The sequence below is a fragment of the Pseudomonas sp. PB3P13 genome (assembly GCF_054897735.1).
Genome location: NZ_CM142702.1, coordinates 1,603,484 through 1,624,673, shown reverse-complemented (window position 1 = coordinate 1,624,673; position 21,190 = coordinate 1,603,484). Strand labels below are relative to the sequence as shown.

The following is a 21,190-nucleotide window of genomic DNA, read 5'->3' as shown; positions in this document are numbered from 1 at the left end:
TCACTCCCACAGGATCAGCACTGACCTTGTGGGAGTGAGCCTGCTCGCGATGGGGCTGGTGCTGTCATCACATCAAACCGGCGGCAACCGCCATTCGATCGGCGCCTCGCCATTCTGCTCAAGAAATTTATTGGCCCGACCGAAGTGCCCGCAGCCCAGAAACCCGCGATACGCCGACAACGGCGACGGATGCACCGACGTCAACACCAGATGCTTGGTCGCGTCGATCAGTTTCTGCTTGCTCTGCGCATGCGCGCCCCACAGCATGAACACCAGATGCGGCTGCTGCTGGCTGACGACTTCTATGATCCGGTCGGTAAAAAACTGCCAGCCCTTATCCTTGTGCGCATTGGCGTTGGCGCGCTCGACTGTCATGGTGGTGTTGAGCATCAATACGCCCTGATCGGCCCAGCTTTGCAAATAACCGTGGCTGGGAATGTCGATGTTCAGGTCGCGCTTCAACTCTTTATAAATGTTCACCAACGACGGCGGCGCCGGCACGCCCGGTTGCACCGAAAAGCACAAGCCATGCGCCTGCCCCGGACCGTGATAAGGGTCCTGACCAAGAATGACGACCTTGACCTTGTCCAGCGGCGTCGAGTTGAGCGCGTTGAAAATCAGCGGGCCGGGTGGATAAATCTCTTTGCCTGCCGCACGCTCCTGTTGCAGAAAGTTGCGCAACTCCGCCATGTACGGCTGGTCGAACTCAGCACGCAGTGCCTCCTTCCAGCTCGGTTCGAGTTTGATACGGTCGTCAGCAGTCATGGTTACATCCGGCAAAGACAATGGGGCGAACCCTAGGAAAGCCCGTCGCGCTTGTCAATTGATCTGACGCAGATCCGGCACTTTCCTGAACAGCGATCATACTGATCGTTCGAACACCCGATTGAGGTCACGATGAATCTGCATTTCGAAGAACTCACCGGCACCCACGGCGCTCGCATCGGTATCGCCACGCTGGACGCCGAGAAATCCCTCAACGCCCTTTCCTTGCCGATGATCAACGCTTTGCGCGACCAATTGGACGCATGGGCCAAAGAACCGCAGATCGTTTGCGTATTGTTGCGCGGCAATGGCGCCAAGGCCTTTTGTGCCGGCGGCGAGGTGCGCAGCCTGGTCGAAGCCTGCCGCGCGACACCCGGCGAAGTGCCGCCGCTGGCCGCGAATTTCTTCGCGGCGGAATATCGACTCGATTTCAACCTCCACACCTACCCGAAACCGCTGATCTGCTGGGGCCACGGCTATGTGCTGGGCGGCGGCATGGGCCTGCTGCAAGGCGCGAGCATCCGCATCGTCACGCCGAGCAGTCGCCTGGCAATGCCGGAAATCAGCATCGGGCTTTACCCTGACGTCGGCGCCAGCTGGTTTCTTTCAAGGCTGCCGGGCAAGCTTGGTTTGTTTCTCGGCCTGACTGGCGCGCACATGAACGGTCGCGACGCGATCGATCTGGACCTCGCTGATCGCTTCCTGCTCGATGAACAGCAGGAGCAACTGATCGAACGCTTGTTGCAGTTGAATTGGCAGGAACAGACGTCGATGCAACTCAACAGTTTGCTCAAGGCACTGCAACAGGAAGCGCGGGCGCAGATGCCCGCAGCGCAGTGGTTGCCGCGGCGTGAGCGTATTGATGAGTTGCTTGATGTCAGTGACGTGCGTTGCGCCTGGAAAGCCATCAGCCCGTTGCGCGATGACGCGGACCTGCTGCTGAGTCGCGCGGCGCGAACGCTGAGCGAAGGCTCGCCGTTAACCGCTCATCTGGTTTGGGAACAGATCGTTCGCGCTCGCCATATGTCGCTGGCGCAGGTCTTTCAGATGGAATACACGGTCAGCCTCAATTGCTGCCGCCATCCGGAGTTCAGCGAGGGTGTGCGAGCGCGGTTGATCGACAAGGATCAGAAGCCGCACTGGCATTGGCCGGATGTTAATAATGTGCCGGATGCGGTGGTGGAGGCGCATTTTCACAAGGCGTGGGAAGGTCGGCATCCGCTGGCGGATTTGACGGAGTACTGAAATCCGGGCATAAAAAACGGCGCTTCGCGCGCCGTTTTTTTTGACCTGTCAGCGGTGCCCGCCTCTCCCATCGCCACCACGACCATTGTGATCACCCCGTCCACCCCGGTTATCACGTCCACCATGGCCGCCTCGATAGTCGTTACGCCCACCGCGGTCACGCCCCTCCCAACCGCCACGACTGCGACCCTCCCAGCCACGATTATGATGGACCCTGTAATCGGCCCGTGGAGCATGCTGGTAGTAACGCGGAGCCGGTTGATAAACCCGCGGCTGGTGGTAATAGCGCGGGGTCGGTTGGTAGTAACGCGCAGGCGGTGCGTAATACCGGCGCGGCGCGGTGTAGTAACCGCCGCTGGAATAATAAGTCCCGCCATTGGAATAATACGGCGCCGGGGATGTGTAAACCTCGGAGCTGTAATAGCTGACTCCTCCATCGGCACAACCACCAATGGACAAACCCAGTACAGCAATCAGAAGAAGTCGGCGATACATGGCGGCCTCCTGGACCGCGAGTGACCACACCAGCGACGCTGGCGGGCGACAGTCAAACAATCTGGGACTGTCGAAAGATAAGACATCGATTTCAGAATCTGGTGCGTTCTCGCAATACGTTGAAACAAGTAGCCGATGAAAGGGTTTTCATCGGTCAGTCTGCGATTCCTCTTAACGCGGTCTGTGTAGAATCCTGATACACCCGTGATGATGACCAACAATGAAAACCCCCGACCTTTGCCCGGCCTGCGGCGCTTCCAACGCCTGCACCCTGGCCGACCCGCGCACCGCCGCTCGCGCCTGTTGGTGCTACAGCGTAACCATCGATCCGGCAGTGCTCGAAAAACTGCCGGCCGAGCTGCGCGATGCCTCGTGCCTGTGTCCGCGCTGCGCACAGGTCGAGGCACAGCTGCAAGCAGCCGCCAGGCCGATCACGTAAGATGCGCAGCCCCTTCTTGCCGATCTTCCGTCATGCGTGTCGACCGATTCCTCAGTAATCTGCCGCGCTTCAACCGTCAGCAGGCTCGTCTGTTGCTGGTGGAAAAGCGCGTCCGGGTCGACGGAAAAATCGTCAGCGATCCCCATGCCGAGGTGCGCGAATTCAGCCGCGTCGAAGTCGATGACGAAATCCTGCAAGCCGGCAAACCGCTGCGCCACTTCATGCTGCACAAACCGGCAGGCTGCGTCAGTGCCACCCGCGATCCCGAGCACCCGACGGTGCTTGACCTGATCCATGAGCCCGACAAGGACGAGCTGCACATCGCCGGACGCCTGGACTTCAACACCACCGGGCTGATGCTGATCACTAACGACGGCAGCTGGTCGCGTCGCCTGACGCAGCCGCAGACCAAGCTGCCCAAGGTGTATTACGTGGAGACCGAACAGGAAATTGGCCCGCACTACGCGGCCACGTTCAACGCGGGGCTGTACTTCGCCTTCGAAGACCTCACCACCCAACCTGCTGAGTTGAACCTGCTGGGGCCGAAATCGGCGCGACTGAGTATCGTCGAGGGTCGCTATCATCAGGTGAAGCGGATGTTCGGCCACTTCAATAACAAAGTCTTGCGCCTGCACCGCGAAAGTATGGGCCCGCTGGCGCTCGATCCCACGCTGAAACCCGGTGAATACCGCGCTTTGCGGGCAGATGAGATCGAATTGATCTAAACGAAATACCGCTCAGCAGAATGTCGAACAATTTACCAATGGCACTTGCGAAGTCCCTTGGCCACTGCTTGAATCAGGTCGTCAGCTGAAGCGTGAATGACGAGTCACCCCATACCTCTAAGAAACTTTTTGCCGTTCGCGAACCCTCAGGTTCCGATTTGCGCCGGCAGACTGCCCGCCAATAACAATACCCGTCGACCGGATTGCAATGGATCGACATGGGCCCCCGAAACTCTCAGGCATATGCCTACCTGTCACAAAGCTCGTGCAATCTCGATTGTGCGCATACCCGCTTGCCAGGAGTCATATGACATGAGGCCAGAAATCGCTGTGCTGGATATACAGGGTCAGTTTCGGGTTTACACGGAGTTCTATCGCGCAGATGCCGCAGAGAAGACCATTATTCTGGTCAACGGCTCGATGGCCACGACTGCGTCGTTTTCACAAACCGTTAAAAACCTGCACCCGGAATTCAATGTGGTCTGCTACGACCAACCCTATGGGGGTCGGTCGAAGGCGCACAACCTGCATGAAAAAATGCTGACCAAGGAAACCGAAGGGCAGATCCTTCTGGAGCTTATCGACCACTTCGCCGCCGAACACGTGCTGTCGTTTTCCTGGGGTGGCGCCGCGGCACTGGTCGCCCTCGCCCAGCAGCCACGACGGATCGAAAAAGCAGTCATCAGTTCGTTCTCGCCGGAAATCAACGCGCACATGCTCGATTACCTCGAGCGTGGCGTCGATTACCTCGGCAGCCGGGACGGTGGCCGGGTCGGCACTCTGGTCAACAGCACCATCGGCAAACACTTGCCGCCGCTGTTCAAGCGCTTCAACTACCGGCACGTCAGCAGCCTGGCCGAGCACGAATACGGGCAGCTGCACTTCCACATCAGCGATTTGCTGCACAGTGACCGGCAGTGCTTTCTCAAGGCTTCGCAGAGAATCAAAGTGCCGGTGTTGTTCGTTAACGGCGAATGGGATGAATACACCTCCGCCGACGGCGCCCGGTTATTTGCCAACCACGTGCAGCACGCTTCGTTTACGACCGTAGAAGCCACCGGCCACTTTCTCGACATGGAACACAAAGCCGCCTGCCGCGACAGTCGCACTGCGCTGATGAGCTTTTTGAAGCCCGCGCCACCAGCAAGCCGACCGCGTTACCACCACGTTCAGGACCAACATGCATTGTCCATCTGAAACCGCGTCATCGCGAGCAAGCCTGTTCCTGCACACAATGAGTTTCTGTGGGAGCAAGTGGTGCGGCACCCGGCTTGCCCGCGAACGGCCACACGGTCCTCGCGTGGATACAACCCGATGCTAAAGCACTCGGCACAAAGAAAAACTTCATTTCCACGCGCACATCTGGTACAAAGTCAGCCGCTCTGAGCGGGTGTCGTATAATGGCATTACTCCAGCTTCCCAAGCTGATAACGAGGGTTCGATTCCCTTCACCCGCTCCAATCGAATTTTTGTCTTACGTTGTTTTTTTGACGGGGGATGAGGTTAAGGAAAACCGGCTTAAATAGCCGGTTTTTTTGTGTCTGAAATTTGCATACCGTGCGTGATGGTTGCGATGTGCTGGATGTAGTGGCGCGTCTGCGCGTGGATGGATGCAGAAAAGTAGATCGTCTATCAGGGCGCCGTTAGAAGGCGCCCCTCGCGTTAAACGCATACTCGAACGATGCTCGAAATGGGCGACCAGGCTTCTGTGCCCAATAACCATGAGACTCTGTTTGTTAGCGTTTTCCCGTAAACCACCTAAATTAGTATCAATTTTTACATCCTGTTAGCGTTTTAATCCCCACCAGAATTATAGAAGACTGGTGTCGACGGGAGCCTTTCGGCCAGTACGCTCGTCGCACCGGGTTCCTTTACGAATGGCTGAGAGGAGAACGTCTGGATGTGCCAGACGTGACCAATGGCGGCTACGTCGACGCCATTTCTTCAAAAAGTTACCTGACTCGCCGTGACCCAATACGAGCGCGACGTTGGCGAGTCAATAACAACCTGCCCGGGACGGCTGAGTTTTGCCCCGTGGTGCGGCGCACCGGAGCGTTGCAGGAAGCTTTGCAATTTGATCTGCGCGCAGCACTGGCTGAGCTGGATCAAACCTTCGGCCCCGATATTTTGCTGCGGACCGCCAGTTGGCTGACGTTCAAGGAATCGCGCGCGAGCTTTCTCATCGAAAAGGAGGCTGACCAGGCCGACCGCATCCAGCGGTTTGCGCATGTCATCGCTCAGCACTGCGGGCATATTGAACACCCGTTGAGCGACGCCAGCCTGCAATCCCTGCAAGCCGGAATTCTGGGGCAGGACGCGATCGGACTGGGCTTGCGACGCTCGCCTGTGTTTGTCGGTCAAGCGACGATGCGCGAAGACATCGTTCATTACATTGCCCCCCATTGCGCCGACCTCGCGCAGTTACTGGCAGGACTTAACGAGTTCGAGGTCGCCACCCGTGGAGCGGAGTCACTTGCACGTGCTGCGGTGTTGGCATTTGGCTTCGTGTATATCCATCCCATGCGCGATGGCAACGGTCGAATTCATCGTTTCCTGATCAACGACACCCTCATTCGAGATAAAGCGGTGCCGGACGGTGTGATCCTGCCGGTGTCAGCCACCATCACCAGTTCGATCGATTTCAGGGCCGGCTACGATCGAACGCTCGAAGTGTTCTCGCGACCGTTCATGCGTCGTTACGCGACAGCCTATCGGTTCGACGAACTCGTGACGTACGAGGATGGCACGCCAAGCAACTTCATCTTTGATGAGTACGAAGACGCGCGCTTTGCCTGGCGATATCCCGATTTGACCGAACACGTTCTGTACACCGCAAACGTCGTAAAGCACACCATTCGAACGGAAATGGCGGACGAAGCCAGGGTGCTGGTGATCTTTCAGCGAGCTCAGGAACAGTTGAAAGAAGTGCTCGAGATGCCCAATCAGGATGCGAACCGGATCATTCGCTCGATCAAAGAGAATGGCTGGAAGGTCTCCGGGAAGTTGAAGAAAGGCTATCCGCAACTTGACGATGACAGTGTTGCACAACGCGTTGTGGAGGCTGTACGTTCGGCGTTTGAAGAAACGCCTTGAGGGGCGCCCTTCGCGTTTAAACGCGCACCCAAAGGCACCCGATCTGTAGCATCTGGCGAAGCCTGCGTCTGGCAGGAATCGCGTTCGAATGTAGCCGTCGTCAACCTGAGCGTGAGGTCGCCAGAAATACCGCGCCTTCTGGCTTGACGGCTGCTACAAAAGTGCGACTGGGCGGATGTCGGTGGGGGACTTGGAAGCCTGGCGAGTCGCGACGATGAACAAACGCGGAAACGGCAGCAGCACCGAGCCATCTTCCAGCGTCGGATACGCCTGTTCGATTGCCGCCTGATACTGCTGCAGGTATTGAACTTGCTCAGCGTCATTCAGCGGTTGGAGGAACGGCCGCAAGCCGCTGCCCTTGAACCATTCAACCACCGCCGCCGCGCCACCTGCGAGCGGATGGTGATAGGTGGTGCGCCAGACATCGACCCGCGCGCAGTGCGAATTCAGCATCGAATAATAGGCGCTGGCGCTCTCTCTCTTCGTTCGTAACCCGGCGGCGCCTGCGAGCTTCTCCGCCCACGGCCCATTGGCCGCGACTTCGCGCATCAGGCGGTGTGTCGGTTCATCGAGGTTATCGGGCATTTGCATTGCCAGGCTGCCACCGAGCGCAAGCTTGCTAACCAGCGACGGCAAGAGCGTCGCATGATCCGGCACCCATTGCAGCACGGCGTTGGCAAAAATCACGTCGAACGGCCCGCTCTCATCCCAGCAATCAATATCAGAGACGTCGAATCGCACCTGCGGCAAGCGCTTGCGGGCGGCCTCGATCATGTCGGTCGAACTGTCCAGCCCGCGCACCTCGGCACTGGCAAAGCGCTCGACCAGCAACTCGGTGGAATTGCCCGGGCCGCAACCGATGTCGATGGCCGAACGCACGTCCGCAGCGGGAATCGCCGCCAGCAAGTCACGGGCCGGGCGAGTGCGTTCATCTTCAAAAGCGACGTATTGCTTGGCGGACCAACTCATCGGGTTCTCCTGTCGAGGCATGGCAAGCGAGTCGCTCACCATACCCGAGCGAGCCGGCTTCTACTTATCTGCGGCGTCCTTGTCCTGCATCTGCACCGATGACTTGGTGCCGTCGGTGTTGTCCTTGGTTTCATTATCGGAATTGTCGAAGCAGCCTTGCAGCGCGAACAGGCAACCGCACAGGCAGAGCAGACGGGCGAGGTTCATGGTGTTCTCCGGATTGATGGACCTGATGTAGTGACCCGTTCTTCTCTGGTTGGTTGCACTGAATGCCCGGAGCCAACCCATGCCTATCTCAGAATATGAATATGTAAGCAGAATTTTCCAGATCGCCATGCTGTCTGAAATTCAGGCGCACCCCAAATAAGGAAGACGGCAATGAAATTTGCAAAGATCTCGCAGAAACTCGCCCTGTGGGCCGGCAGTCCGAAGACGTTCATGGGCGCATTGATTCTGATTGGTGCGTGGGGCTTGAGCGGGCCGATATTCAATTACAACGACACCTGGCAATTGATCATCAACACGTCGACGACCATTATCACGTTCCTGATGGTGTTCCTGATTCAGAACACACAAAACCGCGACACCGATATCCTGCACCTGAAAATCGATGAACTGTTGAGAGTTAACAAAGAGGCGAAAAACGCCATGCTGGGCCTGGAATTACTTGACCTCAAGCAACTTGAAGCACTGCGCAGACACTATCGTGCGATGGGCGAAAGTGAAGTATTCGAGCTCGAAGGCCTGGTGTCCGCCAGCAAGCAAAAGCCCAAGTGGAAGGAATGCTGAATAAAAACGGCGCGAGACCTGAATCCCGCGCCGTTTTTCTTATAGGCTATCAACGACTGGCTTGCAGTGCCCGCGCCATCTGCAGGTGATTCTGCAACTTGGGCAGGGTTTCCTCAGCGAACGCTTTGATTTCAGGTACGTCAGTGTTCTGCGCAACCTGTTCAATTTGTTCGATCGCTTCTTGCGTCGTCTTCACCTGACTCGCGGCGTAAGCCTGATCGAAAGTCGTACCGTCCTTCACTTCCGGCATCAACGTCTTGGCTTTATCGACAACAACTTCACGCGGGGCCACCGGCAGGTCCAGTTGCTTGGCTATTTTCGCCAGGTGCTGGTTCGCGGTAGTACGGTCGTTGATGACGACAATGGTGTAATCCTTGACCTGTTGGGACTCGGATTTCTGATGCGCCAAACGACTGGCTTCGATGTCGGCCATGCCTTTGGCCGAGGCATCATTGATGAATTCGGCCGGTGACTGGGCAAAAGCACTGGTCGCGCACAGGCCCAGACACGAAGCCAAAATGGTACTGCGTAAACGGGTGGCCATCCGGCTCATGGTCGCGCCCTCCTCCTGAAGAAATTCGATGCGGGCAGAAAACCCGCATAGGTTGAGAATTTTCTTCAGGGCAAAGGTTCGAAAATCGGCTGCCGACGCGACGAACGGTGGAACCGCTCAAGCCTTGGAAGCAAACAAACCCGGCACCGCGTGGACCAGCGCATTGAGCGCAAACCCGATGAACATCACCCCGCACAGACGAGTGATCGCCAGCTCATGTCGCTGGTACAACGAGCGCACCTGCCGCGCGCCGACGATGCCGATCAGAATCGCGTAAGCCAGCACCCCGCCAACGAAACTCAACGCAATCAACCACGGCAGCATCGACCAGTGAAGCAATTCGGCGCGACTCGACAGCAGCGCGGTGAAGGTCGCGACGGCCACCGGGTACGCCTTCGGGTTAGTCAAGCCAAACACAATGCCGTGCCAGAACGGCTGGCGCGCCGGACCTTGGGGCGTCTGGGCCGTGTTGCGCCTGGCCCGGACCGCGCGCAGGCCAAGCCAGAACAGGTACACGCCGCTGATGATGCCCAACACATCGAACGCCGTGCTGCCGACTTCCCTGGCGCCGACAATCGCGATCAACGCCGCGCTGCACCAGATCACGTCGCCGAGCAGGTGACCGCACAAAAATCCCGCCCCGGCCCGCCGTCCACGCGCCGCGCCGATTCCGAACACCGCCAGCACACCCGGCCCCGGCGTGATGCCGTAAATAAAGCCCGAGGCGAGCACGGCCATTAGCAGCGATGCGGTCATTGGCAATCCTGTTGAGGCGGATGGGTGGGTGCTAAGGAGTTTATCCCGAGCTTGGCGTTTTACGTCTGAAGGACCTTATGCCAGCGGGCAGTGCCTCTTCGGGTAATTGTTACGACTGACGAGCGGGCAGTCTCGCGGACAAGTGACGCTGTAGTATGGTGTATTACAAACCACTACGCCGAGGTTGTCATGTCAGTCATGTCTTTGCGCCTGCCAGACGAAGTTGCCGACACGCTTGCCAGTCTTGCCAAGGCCACTGGTCGTAGCAAGTCATTCCTTGCAGTCGATGCGTTGCGTGAATACCTCGCTCGCGAGGCCTGGCAAATAGAAGAAATCCAGAAAGCGATACTGGAAGCTGATGCCGGTGACTTCGCCACTGAAGATGAAGTCAATGAGGTTGCCAAAAAATGGGCAGTCAATGCGCGTTGAGTGGCTACGTACTGCCTTAAAGAACCTCGACGACGAAGCGACCTATATAGCGAAGGAAAATCCCAAAGCCGCCGCCGATTTCGTTCAAGCCATTCGCGACAGCGTCGAACATTTGGCTCGATTTCCAGCAGCGGGCCGAGAAGGACGCTTGCCCGGTACACGTGAATGGCTGCTGGCTGATCGGCCCTACCTGATTCCCTATAGAGTTCGCCAAAACCGCTTGCAGGTGCTTAGAGTTTTTCACACTCGACGCCTGCCACCCAACCTCTGGTAATAGACAACAAGCGACACCGAAATTACAGGGTTTTCATACCCTCCCCAATCCGCCCGCTCAACCAATTCAGGATGCTGGCAGTGATTGCTGGCGCGGTGGTGCCGTTTCAAAGTGCGATCAATGCCAATCTCACGCGCGGTCTGGGCCACCCGCTTTGGGCGACCCTGGCTTCGTTACTGATCAGCGTGTTGGTGTTGTTGCCGATCATTCTGGCGTTGCGCCTGCCTTTGCCGTCACTGGGTTTCATCAGCAAAGCGCCGTTGTGGATGTGGACCGGCGGCGCGTTCGGGGTGGTCTTCATCTCGCTGGCCTTGGTGCTGCTGCCCAAGCTTGGCGCGTCGGGATTCATCGCGCTGGCACTGGCCGGGCAAGTGGTGGCATCGCTGTTGCTGGATCACTTTGGCTGGTTCGGGCTGATGCAACATCAGGTGACCTTGCCACGGTTGTTCGGGGCGCTCTTGTTGATTGCGGGAGTGGTCTTGATTCAGTTCGGGGATTCGATGGGCAAGGCGCTGGCGGCGGCGGGATGACCAGGAGATAGCGGCCTCTGCGACTCCCGCGAGACACTTGCTCCGTTAGGAGTTGCCGAATGCTGCGATCTTTCAATCTTATTGGGTATGCGCAGGTTCTGCGGCAACCCACAGCAGCGTCATTAAGGTTGGCGTGCAATGTCGATGCAATCTGGGTCGGGGGGACGCTCGATTATGCTTTTGACCCACAATCTACCGGGCATCGCCCTACACGTTTATCACTCGTAACACTCAACGGTACCGGAAACAGCTGATTCAATAACCCAAGTCATACCCTGTAAATTTTGCCTGGCACGCCGAACGCTTCAATCAATGGATCGCTTCCACTTTCGTGCCTACCAAGCAATTCGGCTACTTTTCTGCGGAAAAGCAGAACTGGCCATGCCATGAAAACCAGCACCACGCTCCTGATCACCTGCAGCACAGTGTTCCTCGCACAACTGGGCATGAGCATTTACCTGCCGGCGTTACCGGAGATTTCGCGGGACTTGTCAGGCGATGCCTCGCAATTGGCGTGGGGGCTGGCGGTGTATTTGATTGGCATGGGCGCACCGATGCTGTTGTGGGGCAGCCTTGGTCAGCGCATCGGCCGCAAACCGGTGTTGATGGCGGCGCTCGGTGTTTACGGCTTGGCCAACCTTGCGCTGCCGCTGAGTCAGACCCTTGAGGCGTTTCTGATTTTTCGACTGATTCAGGGCATCGGGGCCAGCGGCATTTCGGTCATGGCCCGGGTGCTGATTCGCGACAGTTTTCGTGGGGAGCTGCTGGCCAAGGCCTTGTCGTGGATGTCGATCTCTTTCGTGGTGGCCCTGGGTATCGGACAGTACCTGGGCTCGGTCATCCAGATCGGCCTGGGTTGGCCAGCGATCTTTTACCTGCTAGGCGCTGTGACCCTTGTCCTGGCGATATTAGTTGCAGGCGTCACATTTCCCATGCAGAAGGAAACCGAAATTCAGCAGGCTGCCTCACCGGGCTATTGGCGCATTCTGCGTGCCCGTTCTTTCCTGCTACCGGCACTCGGCGGTGGGCTCGGTTATGGCGTGATCATCGCGTTCAATACCGCTGCACCGTTGATTCTGCAAGGGCCGTTCAACTGGTCGGCGGCGGAGTACGGGTTGTTGGGATGGCCGATCAGTGCGGCTTATTTTCTTGGGGCATTGGGGGTCAATGCGCTGGTGGTGCGCACAGGTCAGCGTCGAATGATGGTGGTGGGCGTGGGGCTGGTCCTCGCCGGCAGTGCCTTGATGTTGCTGGGCAGTATGGCGGCCACTTCGATTGCGCTGCTGTTCTGGTTGCCCTACTGCATTGCGGTTTTCGGGCAGTCACTGAACTACCCGGTCAGCCTGTCGCTGGCCAACGACGGTGCGCCGGTCGGCGGCACTTACGCGATGGCGTTGAGCGGATTCATTCATCAACTGATGGCCGCTATGATTGGCGGCATCGCCAGCTTGATCGCCAGCCCGCAGGCATGGCCGCTGTCGTTGTTGTGCACCTTGCTGGCAATGGGCGCGCTGCTCTGCGTCAAGCTCGCGCCCACTCGGGACAGTTCTTAAAAAGCGCTGCGGAATATTTCCTCGATCTGCCGCTGATCCGCCACACTTGGATTGGTGACACCGGTTGGCAGCAGTCGACACGTAGGCTTCGATCGCGTGGGTCAAGGCGTCCATGCCGGTGGCGGCAGTCAGGCTTTGCGGCATGGCGACCATCAGCGCCGGATCATTGACTGATAGCAGCGGCGTGACGTTGCGGTCGACGATGGCCATTTTCAAGTGGCGCGATTCGTCGATGATGATGCACAAGCGTGTCATCTCGCTGGCGGTGCCGGCAGTGGTATTGATGGCGATCAGTGGCAGCTGTGGTTTGCTCGATTGATCAACACCTTCGTAATCGCGGATCTGCCCGCCATTCGTCGCGCACAAGGCGATGCCTTTGGCACAGTCATAGGGCGAGCCACCGCCCCAGCGACACCACGAAATCGCAGTGACTTTCCTTGAGCACACCCGCAGCAGCGGATGTTGATCTGGCGCAAGTCTGCGTCGTGATAAAGTCGCCGCCCATCCGACCTTCAGTTTTGAGAAAACCAACGCGATGACCGATTTCCAGGATGTTGATGCGCAACTCGAAGACTGGAACGCCTTGCGCACCACCGCTTCGTTCAGCGGTCTGCTGGTGGGCAACGGTGCCAGCCGTGCGGTGTGGGACGATTTCGGCTACGACTCGCTGTTCGAAAACGCCCGCACCGTTGAAGAAAAACCCCTGAGCCAGTCCGAGCTCAGCGTGTTTGACGCCTTGCAGACACGCAGTTTCGAGCAAGTGCTCAGCGCGTTGAAGATCACCAGCCGGGTCAACAAGGCGCTGGCTGTCAGCTCGGCCGCACCGCGTAACCGCTACTACGCGATCAAGGAAGCGCTGATCAACACTGTGCACGCGGTGCACATTCCATGGCGGCTGGTAGTGCCGGCAACCTTGGCGACGATCAGTCAGGAACTGGGTCGCTACCGCACGGTGTTCACCACTAACTATGACTTGCTCAGTTATTGGGCGATTCAGCAGCAACCCGAGGCGATCACCGATCTGTTTCAGGGGCCTGAGCCGGGTTTTGATTTGAGCGCGACGACCACCGACAAGTCCCGTTTGCTGTACCTGCATGGCGGCCTGCACCTGGTGCGCAATCAGGACGGCACCGCACGCAAATTGATGTCGACCGAGGGCACGTTGCTTGGCAGTTTTGCGATCAATAACACGATCAAGACGCTGGATGACGTGCCGCTGTTTGTTAACGAAGGGCCGAGCGCCGACAAACTCAAGACCATTCGCAGCTCGGATTATCTGTCGTTCTGCTACGAGCAGTTGCTGGGGCACGGCGACGGTTTGTGCGTGTTTGGTCACGCGCTGGGCGAACAGGATGACCACATCGTGCACGCGCTACGCCAAGCGAAACCGAAAGTGGTGGCCATCTCGATTTATCCGCGCAGCAAGGCGTTCATTCAGCATCAGAAGCGGCATTACGCGAAAGTGTTTGAGGGGACCGGGAGTGAGTTGCGGTTTTTTGATTCGAAGACGCATGTGTTGGGGAGCTCGAAGCTGGCGGTGCCAGTCGAGGTCTGAAACCTGTGGTGAGTGGGGCGAAGCTCCCGGTTCCGCTCGTGGCCTAAACCTGTGGCGAGGGGGCTCGCCCCCGTTCGGCTGCGGAGCAGTCGTAAATTTTCAGGGCCGCTTCGCGGCCCAACGGGGGCAAGCCCCCTCACCACTAAAGCCGGGAGTATCAGATTTTTTGTGTGCGGGCCGGTAATGGCCTGCCGTCAGGCAGGCCGTATTTTTACCAGGTCAGCCTGATAAATCTGTCTCCGTACAGAATTGCAAATTGATTCATTGCACTCTTCCAGTCGTGCGCCGCGCTGCCCCAATTGGCGGTGATGTTTTGTAGTGCCAGCCAGATCAGCTTGGTTGCCGCATCGTCGGTTGGGAAGTGCCCGCGGGTCTTGATGATCTTGCGTAGCTGAGCGTTGATGCTCTCGATTGCGTTGGTTGTGTAGATCACTTTTCGAATGGCGGGCGGGAAGACGAAGAATGGAATTACTCGATCCCAAGCGCGCCGCCAGGCTGCCACTACCGTCGGATACTGCTTGCCCCATGGACCGTTTTCAAAAGCATCCAGCGCCTGTTCGGCCGCTTCGGCGGTGACTGCCTGATAGACCGGCTTGAGCGCTTTGGCCAGTTCCCGGCGCTTATCCCACGCCGCGTAATCAAGGCTATTGCGGATCAGATGAACGATGCAGGTTTGCAACGTCGTCGCCGGAAACACCGCGCTCAAGGCTTCTGGCATGCCTTTTAGGCCGTCTGTTACAGCGATCAGCACATCACCGACGCCGCGTGTCTTGAGGTCGTTGAAAACCTTCATCCAGAACTTTGCACCCTCAGTGTTCTCGATCCAGATCCCCAGAATATCGCGCGTTCCATCGGGCAAAACCCCTAATGCCAAATAGATTGCCTTGTTGCGCACCAAGCCCTCTTCACGGATTTTGACGCGCAGGGCATCAAAGAAAATGACCGGGTACATCGGTTCTAAAGGCCGCTGTTGCCACGAAGTGATTTCGTCCATGACTTCGCTGGTGACAGAGCTGATGAAGTCAGGCGAGACATCCGTCCCATATTGCTCGGAGAGAAATGCACGGATTTCCCGGACAGTCATTCCACGGGCATACATGGCGATGATCTTGTCGTCGAAGCCGGTGTACCGCCGCTCGTGTTTCGGAATCAGAATGGGTGAAAAACTACCGTCTCGGTCGCGGGGAATATCCAGCCGCAGCGGGCCGTCACCGGTCAGAACCGTCTTAGCGCTTTTACCATTGCGCTGGTTGGTTTCATCCTCGGGGCGCTGCGCGCCCGGCGGATAGCCCAGATGATGGCCGAGTTCGGCGTTCAAGGCTCGCTCGATCAGAGCCTTCTTGAACGCCGCAGACGCATCCTCGATGGCTTCAGCGGTCATCGGCCCGTCAGCAAACTGCTCGAGCAGCTCTTTCGGTATTTTTGGTAATTCTCGCAACGCGGGTTTCTTTTTGGTTGGCATACATGCACCTCTTGCTCATGTTATGCCCGAACACAAAATTTCTGACAGTCCCCTAAAGCCCTCTACCCACACCAGCCCTCTCACCACCAAGGCCACTCACCACGCAGCCATATGTGGCTCATTATTCTTCGCTGCTATGCACCACCACCAACAACTGCGCCTGCACTGCGCCCACTGAGCGCAGCCGGTGCGGTTTTTGCGCATTGAAGTGCAACGCATCGCCGCGCTCCAACAGCACGCGCTCGTTCATGAAATCCACTTCCACCTGCCCTTCGTGAACGAACAGAAATTCCTCGCCCAGGTGCTCCTTGAACGCCTTGTCGGTGAACTCGGTCGGCGGGTAAATAATGAACGGCAGCAAGCTGCGCTCACTCACCTGATGCGCCAGCACCGCATAGCCGGGACTCTGATCGTTGGCCGCCAGCGACTGCCGTTCGTGGCTGCGAACCAGGCTGTAACTGTCGAGGCTGACGTTGTCTTCGGAAAACAACTCCTCGACCTTCACATTCAGCGCCTTGGCCAGTTTCAACGCGGCCGCAATTGACGGCGTATTCAGCCCTCGCTCGACTTTCGACAGATAGCTCTTGGTCATGCCGGATTTTTCGGCCAAAGCCTCCAGCGTCACGCCAAGTTTTTTTCTCAATAGTTTCAAACGGATAGACATGCGCAGCGATTAATCCATCAAGGAAATAACGACTCACCCTTGCTAATGACACAAGGTGTCATATAGCATCTTTGGTGTCATTTGCATTCACCCAAGACTTTGCGAGCAACGAGTGAACGGCAAGTCCGACGTCCATTGAACGCACCAAAGGACACCGATATGGCCAAGACCTTAGCACTACCCAAAGAGCAACTGGTCAAACAAGCCCTGACGCAGATGCACAACACCCTGGCGGATAATACGTGGACCGACCGGCAAAAGCTGGCCCTGGCCTGCCGTATTTTATTCGAGAATGGTCACGATTCTGGCCTGGCCGGGCAAATCACTGCCCGCGGCCCGCAGCCTGGCACCTATTACACTCAACAACTGGGTCTGGGTTTTGACGAGATCACCGCCAGCAACCTGCTGCTGGTCAACGAAGATCTGGAAGTGCTTGAAGGTCACGGCATGCCTAATCCGGCCAACCGTTTCCACAGTTGGGTCTACCGTGCCCGGCCAGACGTGAACTGCATCATTCACACGCACCCGACCCACATCGCGGCGTTGTCGATGCTCGAAGTACCACTGCAGATTTCCCACATGGACCTCTGCCCGCTCTACGAAGATTGCGCTTTCCTCGAAGGCTGGCCCGGCGTACCGGTCGGTAATGAAGAAGGCGATCTGATCGCCGGGGCCCTCGGCGACAAACGAGCGGTGCTGCTCTCGCACCACGGCCAGCTGTCCACCGGCACCACTATTGAAGAAGCGTGTGTCATCGCGCAATTGATCGAACGTGCCGCCAAGCTGCAGCTTCTGGCGATGAGCGCCGGCACGATCAAGCCGATCATTCCCGAACTCGGCCGCGAAGCTCACGACTGGATTGCCCGGCCCAAGCGCCACGCCGCTGCCTTCAACTATTACGCCCGGCAGAACCTGCGCCAACACGCCGATTGCCTGAACTGAACCCACCTTTTTCAAAGGAGAGACACAATGTCCACCCCAACTATTCACGGCATCATCGGCTACACCATCACCCCGTTTGGCCCCAATGGCGAAGGCGTTGACCTCGATGCACTGGGGCGCTCCATCGATCGCTTGATCGAAGGTGGCGTCCACGCCATCGCCCCGCTGGGCAGCACTGGCGAAGGCGCTTACCTGAGCGATGCCGAGTGGGATCAGGTCAGCGAATTCAGCATCAAGCACGTGGCCAAACGCGTGCCAACGATTGTCAGCGTATCCGACCTGACCACCGCCAAAGCCGTACGCCGCGCGCGGTTTGCCGAGGCCCACGGTGCCGACGTGGTCATGGTGTTGCCGACGTCCTACTGGAAGCTCACCGAAGCGGAAATCCTCGCTCACTACCGCGCCATCGGCGACAGCATCGGCGTGCCGATCATGCTCTACAACAACCCGGCCACCAGCGGCACCGACATGTCCGTCGACCTGATCCTGCGGATCGTCAACGGCGTGGAAAACGTGACCATGGTCAAGGAGAGCACCGGCGACATTCAGCGCATGCACAAACTGCAACTGCTGGGCGAAGGCCAGGTGCCGTTCTACAACGGCTGTAATCCACTGGCACTGGAAGCGTTCGCGGCGGGCGCGGCAGGCTGGTGCACGGCGGCGCCAAACCTGATTGCGCAGCTCAATCTCGACCTGTACGAGGCAACTCTTTCGAGCGATCTGGGCAAGGCGCGAGAACTGTTCTATCGCCAGTTGCCGCTGCTGGATTTCATCCTCAAGGGTGGCTTGCCGGCGACTATCAAGGCGGGCTTGCGTGCGACCGGTCTGGAAGTGGGCGATCCACGGCTGCCGGTGTTTCCATTGAGTGAGGCGGGTTGCAATCAATTGCAAAGTTTGTTGAAAGCGCTGCGGTGATAGCCTGACGACGCTGCGAGGTGTAAGCCTCGCAGTTGTTTTCGCGAGCGATATCACCTCCCCCCAGGGAAATTCATCCCTTTCCCCTGCTACCTCAGCGCCGCTCCTGATTCCTTGGCCAGCTGAGGCTGAAACACGCCCCGCCCAGGCTTTTGCTCTTGCTGATCAACGCGCGCCCGTCATGCCAGTGAATGATGCGTCGCACGATCGACAGCCCCAGCCCATGCCCGCCTGACGCCCGGGTTCGGCTGTCATCGAGACGCAGGAACGGCGTGAAGATTTTTTCCCACGCCGACTCCGGCACGCCTGGCCCGTCGTCTTCGATGTCCACCCGACAACGTTGCTGGCCGACCTGATAACTGACCGTCACCCGCGAATGCGCATGGCGCATGGCGTTGCCCACCAGGTTCTGAATCGCGCGGTGCAAGTAACGCGGCTCGGCCTCGACCCAGGCGTCGTCGCAATCGGCCGCCGACAGGCACAAACCGCGCTGCACGCTGACGTCGGCGCGCAACGGCGCGAGCTCTTCGATCACCTGATTGACCAGCGCATCCAGATCGATGCGCTGGAAATTCAGCGCCGGCGAGCCCTGCTCCAGCCGTGCGTAAGTGAGCATTTCATCGACCAGCTTGTCGAGGTCCTCGATGTCGTGGTCCATGCCCTCACGGTACTTTTCCAGGGCTTGGGGGGTGGTGGCCGAGCCGATCATTTCCAGGCCGAAACGCAGGCGTGCCACCGGCGTACGCAATTCGTGGGACACGGCGCGCACCAGTTCGCGTTGAATCGCCAACAATTGCTGCAGATGTTCGGCCATGCCGTTGAACGCCGAAGCCAGTCGCCCGACCGAGTCGGCACCGCGCGTCGGTACGCGGGTTTCCAGGCTGCCTTTGGCGATGCGCGTGGCGGCGGCTTCGAGACCGCGCAAGCGACGCTCCAGTTGTCGCACCAGCAAATAGACAATCAACCCGATCAGGCACAGACCGAGCGCCGCGATCAACACCAGCCATTCCGGCGGATACGGGTTCATCTGATACAGCGGACCCATCTCCAGAACCCAAGGAGTGCCGACCATGCCGGCAACAACACGGATCGAATCGCCGCCCTTGCCCAGCGCCATCACCGTATCGCCCTCGGACACCCGGCGGCTCTGGTCTTCGTCCATATCGGCCTGGTCCACCGTGACCAGGCGCAAATCAAAGCCGAAGCCCTTTTCTTTCTTTATCTGCGCGAGCCGTTTGGGCTGATCGGGCACGGGCACGCGCACCAATTCGTCGGCCAACAGATAAATAGTCGCCCGTGCCAGTTGCTCGCTGATCTGCTGCACCTCACCGGTGAGCACAAGCTGTTCCTTTTCGCTGACCAGCCGGTAGACCTTCGCCGCGTGCGGGCCGGTTTGCTCCACCAGCGCCTGACCGCGCAGCACACGGGTACGCTGAGTCAGATCGAGATCGGTCTGGGCGAAAGTCTTCAGCACCAATGGAATCCCCAACAAGCGCTCCCACACCAGAATCGCGCGGTGGCGCTGGGTTTCGTTCATCGGTTGCAGGTTGTCGGCCATCAGCGAAAACGTGCCGTGGGCCAGGCGCTCACGGTATTGCTCGCCGCGCACCTGATTGAGCAGATGCAAGGCCAGCACGCCGAGCACCGCCACCAGAATCAGCGCGGCGCACATGCCGCCGTAAATGCGCAGGAAGATCGAGTTCACAGCGAAGCGTCTACGCAGGCTTCAGGGACGAACAGATAGCCTTTGCTGCGGATGGTCTTGATCAGGCGCGGATGCTCGGGGTCGTCGCCAATCTTCGGGCGGATGCGCGAGATGCGCACGTCAATGGAGCGGTCCTGACCGTCGTAACCGATGCCGCGCAGGGCGGTGAAAATCTCTTCGCGAGACAGGATGCGTCCGGCGTTCGCGACCAATAGCCACAACAGATCGAATTCGGCGCTGGTCAGTTCGATGCCACTGTTATTCAACCAGGCCTCGCGCAAGGCGTTGTCGACGACCAACGGCCCAAACTGCAAACGCCGTTGTTTTTCCGGCGCCGCTTCCGGTGCCTCGCTGCGCCGCAGCAATGCCTGAATGCGCGCCAGCAACAGGCGGGGGCGCACGGGTTTGCACACATAATCGTCGGCACCCAGGTCCAGCCCGAGAATCTGGTCGGTGTCGTCGGTGCGCGCCGTGAGCATCAGGATCGGCCCGTCATAGCGGTCGCGTACTTTGCGACAGATGCTCAGGCCGTCTTCGCCGGGCAGCATCAGATCGAGGATCACCAGGTCCGGTTTCTCATTGATGATGCGCGCCGCCGCCCGCGCACCATTGCCCTCGATCGCCACGCGCAGGCCATTGGCTTCCAGATAATCGCGTGTCAGCTCGGCCAGCCGCTGGTCGTCCTCGACAATCAATACCTGCCAGGCTTCTTGCTCCACGGTGACCTCTGCTTGCCTGCAACATGGATAAGGAAGGATCCGCCCGTCTTTTTGTAATGATTGGGGAGGATAAGAATGCGTGCGCACTGGCCGATTGTATAAACGCCAGCCGCCGAGAACACAAGCCGATAAATGCGCGCAGAGAGGGCAGTTTTTTGTGATAGGGTTCGCGCCCTTGAAAATCCGACGGACCGTTTCCAATCACTGAAAAACCCCGAAAAAGGGTCGGCTCCAGCAGCGTCGCGGCTTACACGCGCGTTCCACCTTTCACACACAATTTACGCACAGGCTTATCCACAGGTAGTACGTTGCAACACCCCCCAAAACGCATTATCTTGTAGCCCGGCGCAAAAAAAACCCTACATGTAGGGTTTTAGCTTAAAAGACCAACCACATTTCAGACCAGAAACTCAAGCGCTTTAATTGCCAGTTCATGGTTGACCAGCGTGATTTTTCTAGACCAGACCGCCCCTGCGGATGGCACCGTTTTTAAAGGCAAGAATGGCCAAAACGGTACGGGTGTTGCAGTCAAGACTCACACCCTGAAAGGAATCGGTTCCGGGCCCAGGCTCGTGGCCAAAGACTTCGGCACGGAAGCGGCATCATTAGCTTT

22 protein-coding genes, 1 tRNA gene and 2 pseudogenes are annotated in these 21,190 nt (G+C 58.3%); 14 read left to right on the top strand and 11 right to left on the bottom strand.

Going from position 1 to position 21,190, the window contains the following annotated elements; genetic code table 11:
* Positions 1–72: 72 nt before the first annotated feature.
* Entirely contained in the window at positions 73–765 is a 693-nt protein-coding gene (gene ung / locus ACYZT1_RS07270) for a uracil-DNA glycosylase (protein WP_462018326.1), read from the bottom strand.
* 132 nt (positions 766–897) lie between these two features.
* Here ung and ACYZT1_RS07265 point away from each other — a divergent pair, with 132 nt between their 5' ends.
* The gene (locus tag ACYZT1_RS07265) at positions 898–2,010 is read left to right on the top strand and encodes an enoyl-CoA hydratase/isomerase family protein (protein WP_462018325.1); all 1,113 of its coding nucleotides are present in this window, start codon (positions 898–900) and stop codon (positions 2,008–2,010) included.
* Positions 2,011–2,058: 48 nt separating this feature from the next.
* Here the strand turns inward: ACYZT1_RS07265 and ACYZT1_RS07260 are convergent, their stop codons facing one another.
* Positions 2,059–2,505, bottom strand: coding sequence for a hypothetical protein (locus tag ACYZT1_RS07260; protein ID WP_462018324.1), 447 nt, complete (start codon positions 2,503–2,505; stop codon positions 2,059–2,061).
* Positions 2,506–2,725: 220 nt separating this feature from the next.
* Between ACYZT1_RS07260 and ACYZT1_RS07255 the strand changes: the two genes are divergently transcribed.
* The 5 genes and pseudogenes from ACYZT1_RS07255 to ACYZT1_RS07235 all read left to right on the top strand — a co-directional run.
* Positions 2,726–2,944 carry a cysteine-rich CWC family protein gene (locus ACYZT1_RS07255; RefSeq protein WP_462018323.1) on the top strand — a complete coding sequence of 73 codons (219 nt, stop codon included), beginning with the start codon at positions 2,726–2,728 and terminating at the stop codon, positions 2,942–2,944.
* 32 nt (positions 2,945–2,976) lie between these two features.
* Positions 2,977–3,669, top strand: a complete 693-nt coding sequence (locus ACYZT1_RS07250) for a pseudouridine synthase (RefSeq protein WP_462018322.1) — start codon at positions 2,977–2,979, stop codon at positions 3,667–3,669.
* Between the two features lie 312 nt (positions 3,670–3,981).
* A complete protein-coding gene (locus ACYZT1_RS07245) occupies positions 3,982–4,866 on the top strand; it encodes an alpha/beta fold hydrolase (protein ID WP_462018321.1) in 885 nt (294 codons plus the stop codon).
* A 189-nt stretch (positions 4,867–5,055) separates the two neighbouring features.
* A tRNA-Gly gene (locus ACYZT1_RS07240) sits at positions 5,056–5,129 on the top strand.
* Between the two features lie 352 nt (positions 5,130–5,481).
* Positions 5,482–6,762, top strand: a pseudogene (locus ACYZT1_RS07235) (Fic family protein); the annotation flags it as partial.
* A gap of 153 nt (positions 6,763–6,915) precedes the next feature.
* Here ACYZT1_RS07235 and tam read toward each other — a convergent pair.
* Both tam and ACYZT1_RS07225 read right to left on the bottom strand, forming a co-directional pair.
* Positions 6,916–7,731 (bottom strand): trans-aconitate 2-methyltransferase, encoded by an 816-nt coding sequence (gene tam, locus ACYZT1_RS07230; protein ID WP_462018320.1) that lies wholly within the window; start codon positions 7,729–7,731, stop codon positions 6,916–6,918.
* Positions 7,732–7,791: 60 nt separating this feature from the next.
* Complete coding sequence (locus ACYZT1_RS07225) at positions 7,792–7,938, bottom strand: hypothetical protein (protein WP_177326958.1); 147 nt, start codon at positions 7,936–7,938, stop codon at positions 7,792–7,794.
* 171 nt (positions 7,939–8,109) lie between these two features.
* On the opposite strand from ACYZT1_RS07225, the gene ACYZT1_RS07220 reads away from it, so the two are divergent.
* On the top strand, positions 8,110–8,520 hold the full coding sequence (locus ACYZT1_RS07220; RefSeq protein ID WP_462018319.1) for a low affinity iron permease family protein: 411 nt from the start codon (positions 8,110–8,112) through the stop codon (positions 8,518–8,520).
* A 49-nt stretch (positions 8,521–8,569) separates the two neighbouring features.
* Here ACYZT1_RS07220 and ACYZT1_RS07215 read toward each other — a convergent pair whose 3' ends face one another.
* Both ACYZT1_RS07215 and ACYZT1_RS07210 read right to left on the bottom strand, forming a co-directional pair.
* Positions 8,570–9,073 (bottom strand): DUF4142 domain-containing protein, encoded by a 504-nt coding sequence (locus tag ACYZT1_RS07215; RefSeq protein WP_462018318.1) that lies wholly within the window; start codon positions 9,071–9,073, stop codon positions 8,570–8,572.
* 117 nt (positions 9,074–9,190) lie between these two features.
* Positions 9,191–9,829 (bottom strand): LysE family translocator, encoded by a 639-nt coding sequence (locus ACYZT1_RS07210; protein WP_462018317.1) that lies wholly within the window; start codon positions 9,827–9,829, stop codon positions 9,191–9,193.
* Positions 9,830–10,018: 189 nt separating this feature from the next.
* On the opposite strand from ACYZT1_RS07210, the gene ACYZT1_RS07205 reads away from it, so the two are divergent.
* From ACYZT1_RS07205 to ACYZT1_RS07190, 4 genes are all read left to right on the top strand, one after another.
* Positions 10,019–10,258 carry a CopG family ribbon-helix-helix protein gene (locus ACYZT1_RS07205; RefSeq protein WP_462018316.1) on the top strand — a complete coding sequence of 80 codons (240 nt, stop codon included), beginning with the start codon at positions 10,019–10,021 and terminating at the stop codon, positions 10,256–10,258.
* Complete coding sequence (locus ACYZT1_RS07200) at positions 10,248–10,532, top strand: type II toxin-antitoxin system RelE/ParE family toxin (protein ID WP_462018315.1); 285 nt, start codon at positions 10,248–10,250, stop codon at positions 10,530–10,532. Before ACYZT1_RS07205 ends, ACYZT1_RS07200 begins: the two co-directional genes overlap by 11 nt.
* A gap of 71 nt (positions 10,533–10,603) precedes the next feature.
* The gene (locus tag ACYZT1_RS07195) at positions 10,604–11,062 is read left to right on the top strand and encodes a DMT family transporter (RefSeq protein WP_462018314.1); all 459 of its coding nucleotides are present in this window, start codon (positions 10,604–10,606) and stop codon (positions 11,060–11,062) included.
* A 386-nt stretch (positions 11,063–11,448) separates the two neighbouring features.
* Positions 11,449–12,615 carry an MFS transporter gene (locus ACYZT1_RS07190; RefSeq protein ID WP_462018313.1) on the top strand — a complete coding sequence of 389 codons (1,167 nt, stop codon included), beginning with the start codon at positions 11,449–11,451 and terminating at the stop codon, positions 12,613–12,615.
* Between the two features lie 63 nt (positions 12,616–12,678).
* On the opposite strand, the pseudogene ACYZT1_RS07185 reads toward ACYZT1_RS07190, so the two are convergent.
* Positions 12,679–13,063 (bottom strand): annotated as a pseudogene (locus ACYZT1_RS07185) (iron-containing alcohol dehydrogenase); the annotation flags it as partial.
* Positions 13,064–13,150: 87 nt separating this feature from the next.
* Between ACYZT1_RS07185 and ACYZT1_RS07180 the strand changes: the two are divergent.
* On the top strand, positions 13,151–14,170 hold the full coding sequence (locus ACYZT1_RS07180; protein WP_462018312.1) for a DUF4917 family protein: 1,020 nt from the start codon (positions 13,151–13,153) through the stop codon (positions 14,168–14,170).
* 211 nt (positions 14,171–14,381) lie between these two features.
* On the opposite strand, the gene ACYZT1_RS07175 is transcribed toward ACYZT1_RS07180, so the two are convergent.
* Together ACYZT1_RS07175 and ACYZT1_RS07170 are read right to left on the bottom strand one after the other, a co-directional pair.
* On the bottom strand, positions 14,382–15,632 hold the full coding sequence (locus ACYZT1_RS07175; RefSeq protein WP_462015873.1) for an IS256 family transposase: 1,251 nt from the start codon (positions 15,630–15,632) through the stop codon (positions 14,382–14,384).
* A gap of 121 nt (positions 15,633–15,753) precedes the next feature.
* Positions 15,754–16,296 carry a helix-turn-helix domain-containing protein gene (locus ACYZT1_RS07170; RefSeq protein ID WP_462018311.1) on the bottom strand — a complete coding sequence of 181 codons (543 nt, stop codon included), beginning with the start codon at positions 16,294–16,296 and terminating at the stop codon, positions 15,754–15,756.
* Between the two features lie 159 nt (positions 16,297–16,455).
* On the opposite strand from ACYZT1_RS07170, the gene ACYZT1_RS07165 reads away from it, so the two are divergent.
* Positions 16,456–17,238: an aldolase gene (locus ACYZT1_RS07165; protein WP_462018310.1), complete on the top strand. Its 783-nt coding sequence runs from the start codon at positions 16,456–16,458 to the stop codon at positions 17,236–17,238.
* Between the two features lie 27 nt (positions 17,239–17,265).
* The gene (locus ACYZT1_RS07160) at positions 17,266–18,153 is read left to right on the top strand and encodes a dihydrodipicolinate synthase family protein (RefSeq protein ID WP_462018309.1); all 888 of its coding nucleotides are present in this window, start codon (positions 17,266–17,268) and stop codon (positions 18,151–18,153) included.
* 94 nt (positions 18,154–18,247) lie between these two features.
* Here ACYZT1_RS07160 and ACYZT1_RS07155 read toward each other — a convergent pair whose 3' ends face one another.
* Entirely contained in the window at positions 18,248–19,858 is a 1,611-nt protein-coding gene (locus tag ACYZT1_RS07155; RefSeq protein WP_462018308.1) for an ATP-binding protein, read from the bottom strand.
* Positions 19,855–20,577 (bottom strand): response regulator, encoded by a 723-nt coding sequence (locus tag ACYZT1_RS07150; protein ID WP_462018307.1) that lies wholly within the window; start codon positions 20,575–20,577, stop codon positions 19,855–19,857. The genes ACYZT1_RS07155 and ACYZT1_RS07150 overlap by 4 nt, the downstream gene beginning before the upstream one ends.
* Between the last annotated feature and the right edge of the window lie 613 nt (positions 20,578–21,190).

Excerpts from the sequence above, each read along its gene's own strand:
- ACYZT1_RS07245 (WP_462018321.1), top strand. The coding sequence starts at position 3,982 with ATGAGGCCAGAAATCGCTGTGCTGGATATACAGGGTCAGTTTCGGGTT.
- ACYZT1_RS07260 (WP_462018324.1), bottom strand. The coding sequence starts at position 2,505 with ATGTATCGCCGACTTCTTCTGATTGCTGTACTGGGTTTGTCCATTGGT.
- ACYZT1_RS07170 (WP_462018311.1), bottom strand. The coding sequence starts at position 16,296 with ATGTCTATCCGTTTGAAACTATTGAGAAAAAAACTTGGCGTGACGCTG.
- ACYZT1_RS07255 (WP_462018323.1), top strand. The coding sequence starts at position 2,726 with ATGAAAACCCCCGACCTTTGCCCGGCCTGCGGCGCTTCCAACGCCTGC.
- ACYZT1_RS07180 (WP_462018312.1), top strand. The coding sequence starts at position 13,151 with ATGACCGATTTCCAGGATGTTGATGCGCAACTCGAAGACTGGAACGCC.
- ACYZT1_RS07215 (WP_462018318.1), bottom strand. The coding sequence starts at position 9,073 with ATGAGCCGGATGGCCACCCGTTTACGCAGTACCATTTTGGCTTCGTGT.
- ACYZT1_RS07160 (WP_462018309.1), top strand. The coding sequence starts at position 17,266 with ATGTCCACCCCAACTATTCACGGCATCATCGGCTACACCATCACCCCG.
- ACYZT1_RS07175 (WP_462015873.1), bottom strand. The coding sequence starts at position 15,632 with ATGCCAACCAAAAAGAAACCCGCGTTGCGAGAATTACCAAAAATACCG.
- ACYZT1_RS07265 (WP_462018325.1), top strand. The coding sequence starts at position 898 with ATGAATCTGCATTTCGAAGAACTCACCGGCACCCACGGCGCTCGCATC.
- ACYZT1_RS07200 (WP_462018315.1), top strand. The coding sequence starts at position 10,248 with ATGCGCGTTGAGTGGCTACGTACTGCCTTAAAGAACCTCGACGACGAA.
- ACYZT1_RS07165 (WP_462018310.1), top strand. The coding sequence starts at position 16,456 with ATGGCCAAGACCTTAGCACTACCCAAAGAGCAACTGGTCAAACAAGCC.
- tam (WP_462018320.1), bottom strand. The coding sequence starts at position 7,731 with ATGAGTTGGTCCGCCAAGCAATACGTCGCTTTTGAAGATGAACGCACT.
- ACYZT1_RS07220 (WP_462018319.1), top strand. The coding sequence starts at position 8,110 with ATGAAATTTGCAAAGATCTCGCAGAAACTCGCCCTGTGGGCCGGCAGT.
- ACYZT1_RS07210 (WP_462018317.1), bottom strand. The coding sequence starts at position 9,829 with ATGACCGCATCGCTGCTAATGGCCGTGCTCGCCTCGGGCTTTATTTAC.
- ACYZT1_RS07250 (WP_462018322.1), top strand. The coding sequence starts at position 2,977 with ATGCGTGTCGACCGATTCCTCAGTAATCTGCCGCGCTTCAACCGTCAG.
- ACYZT1_RS07205 (WP_462018316.1), top strand. The coding sequence starts at position 10,019 with ATGTCAGTCATGTCTTTGCGCCTGCCAGACGAAGTTGCCGACACGCTT.
- ung (WP_462018326.1), bottom strand. The coding sequence starts at position 765 with ATGACTGCTGACGACCGTATCAAACTCGAACCGAGCTGGAAGGAGGCA.
- ACYZT1_RS07190 (WP_462018313.1), top strand. The coding sequence starts at position 11,449 with ATGAAAACCAGCACCACGCTCCTGATCACCTGCAGCACAGTGTTCCTC.
- ACYZT1_RS07195 (WP_462018314.1), top strand. The coding sequence starts at position 10,604 with ATGCTGGCAGTGATTGCTGGCGCGGTGGTGCCGTTTCAAAGTGCGATC.
- ACYZT1_RS07225 (WP_177326958.1), bottom strand. The coding sequence starts at position 7,938 with ATGAACCTCGCCCGTCTGCTCTGCCTGTGCGGTTGCCTGTTCGCGCTG.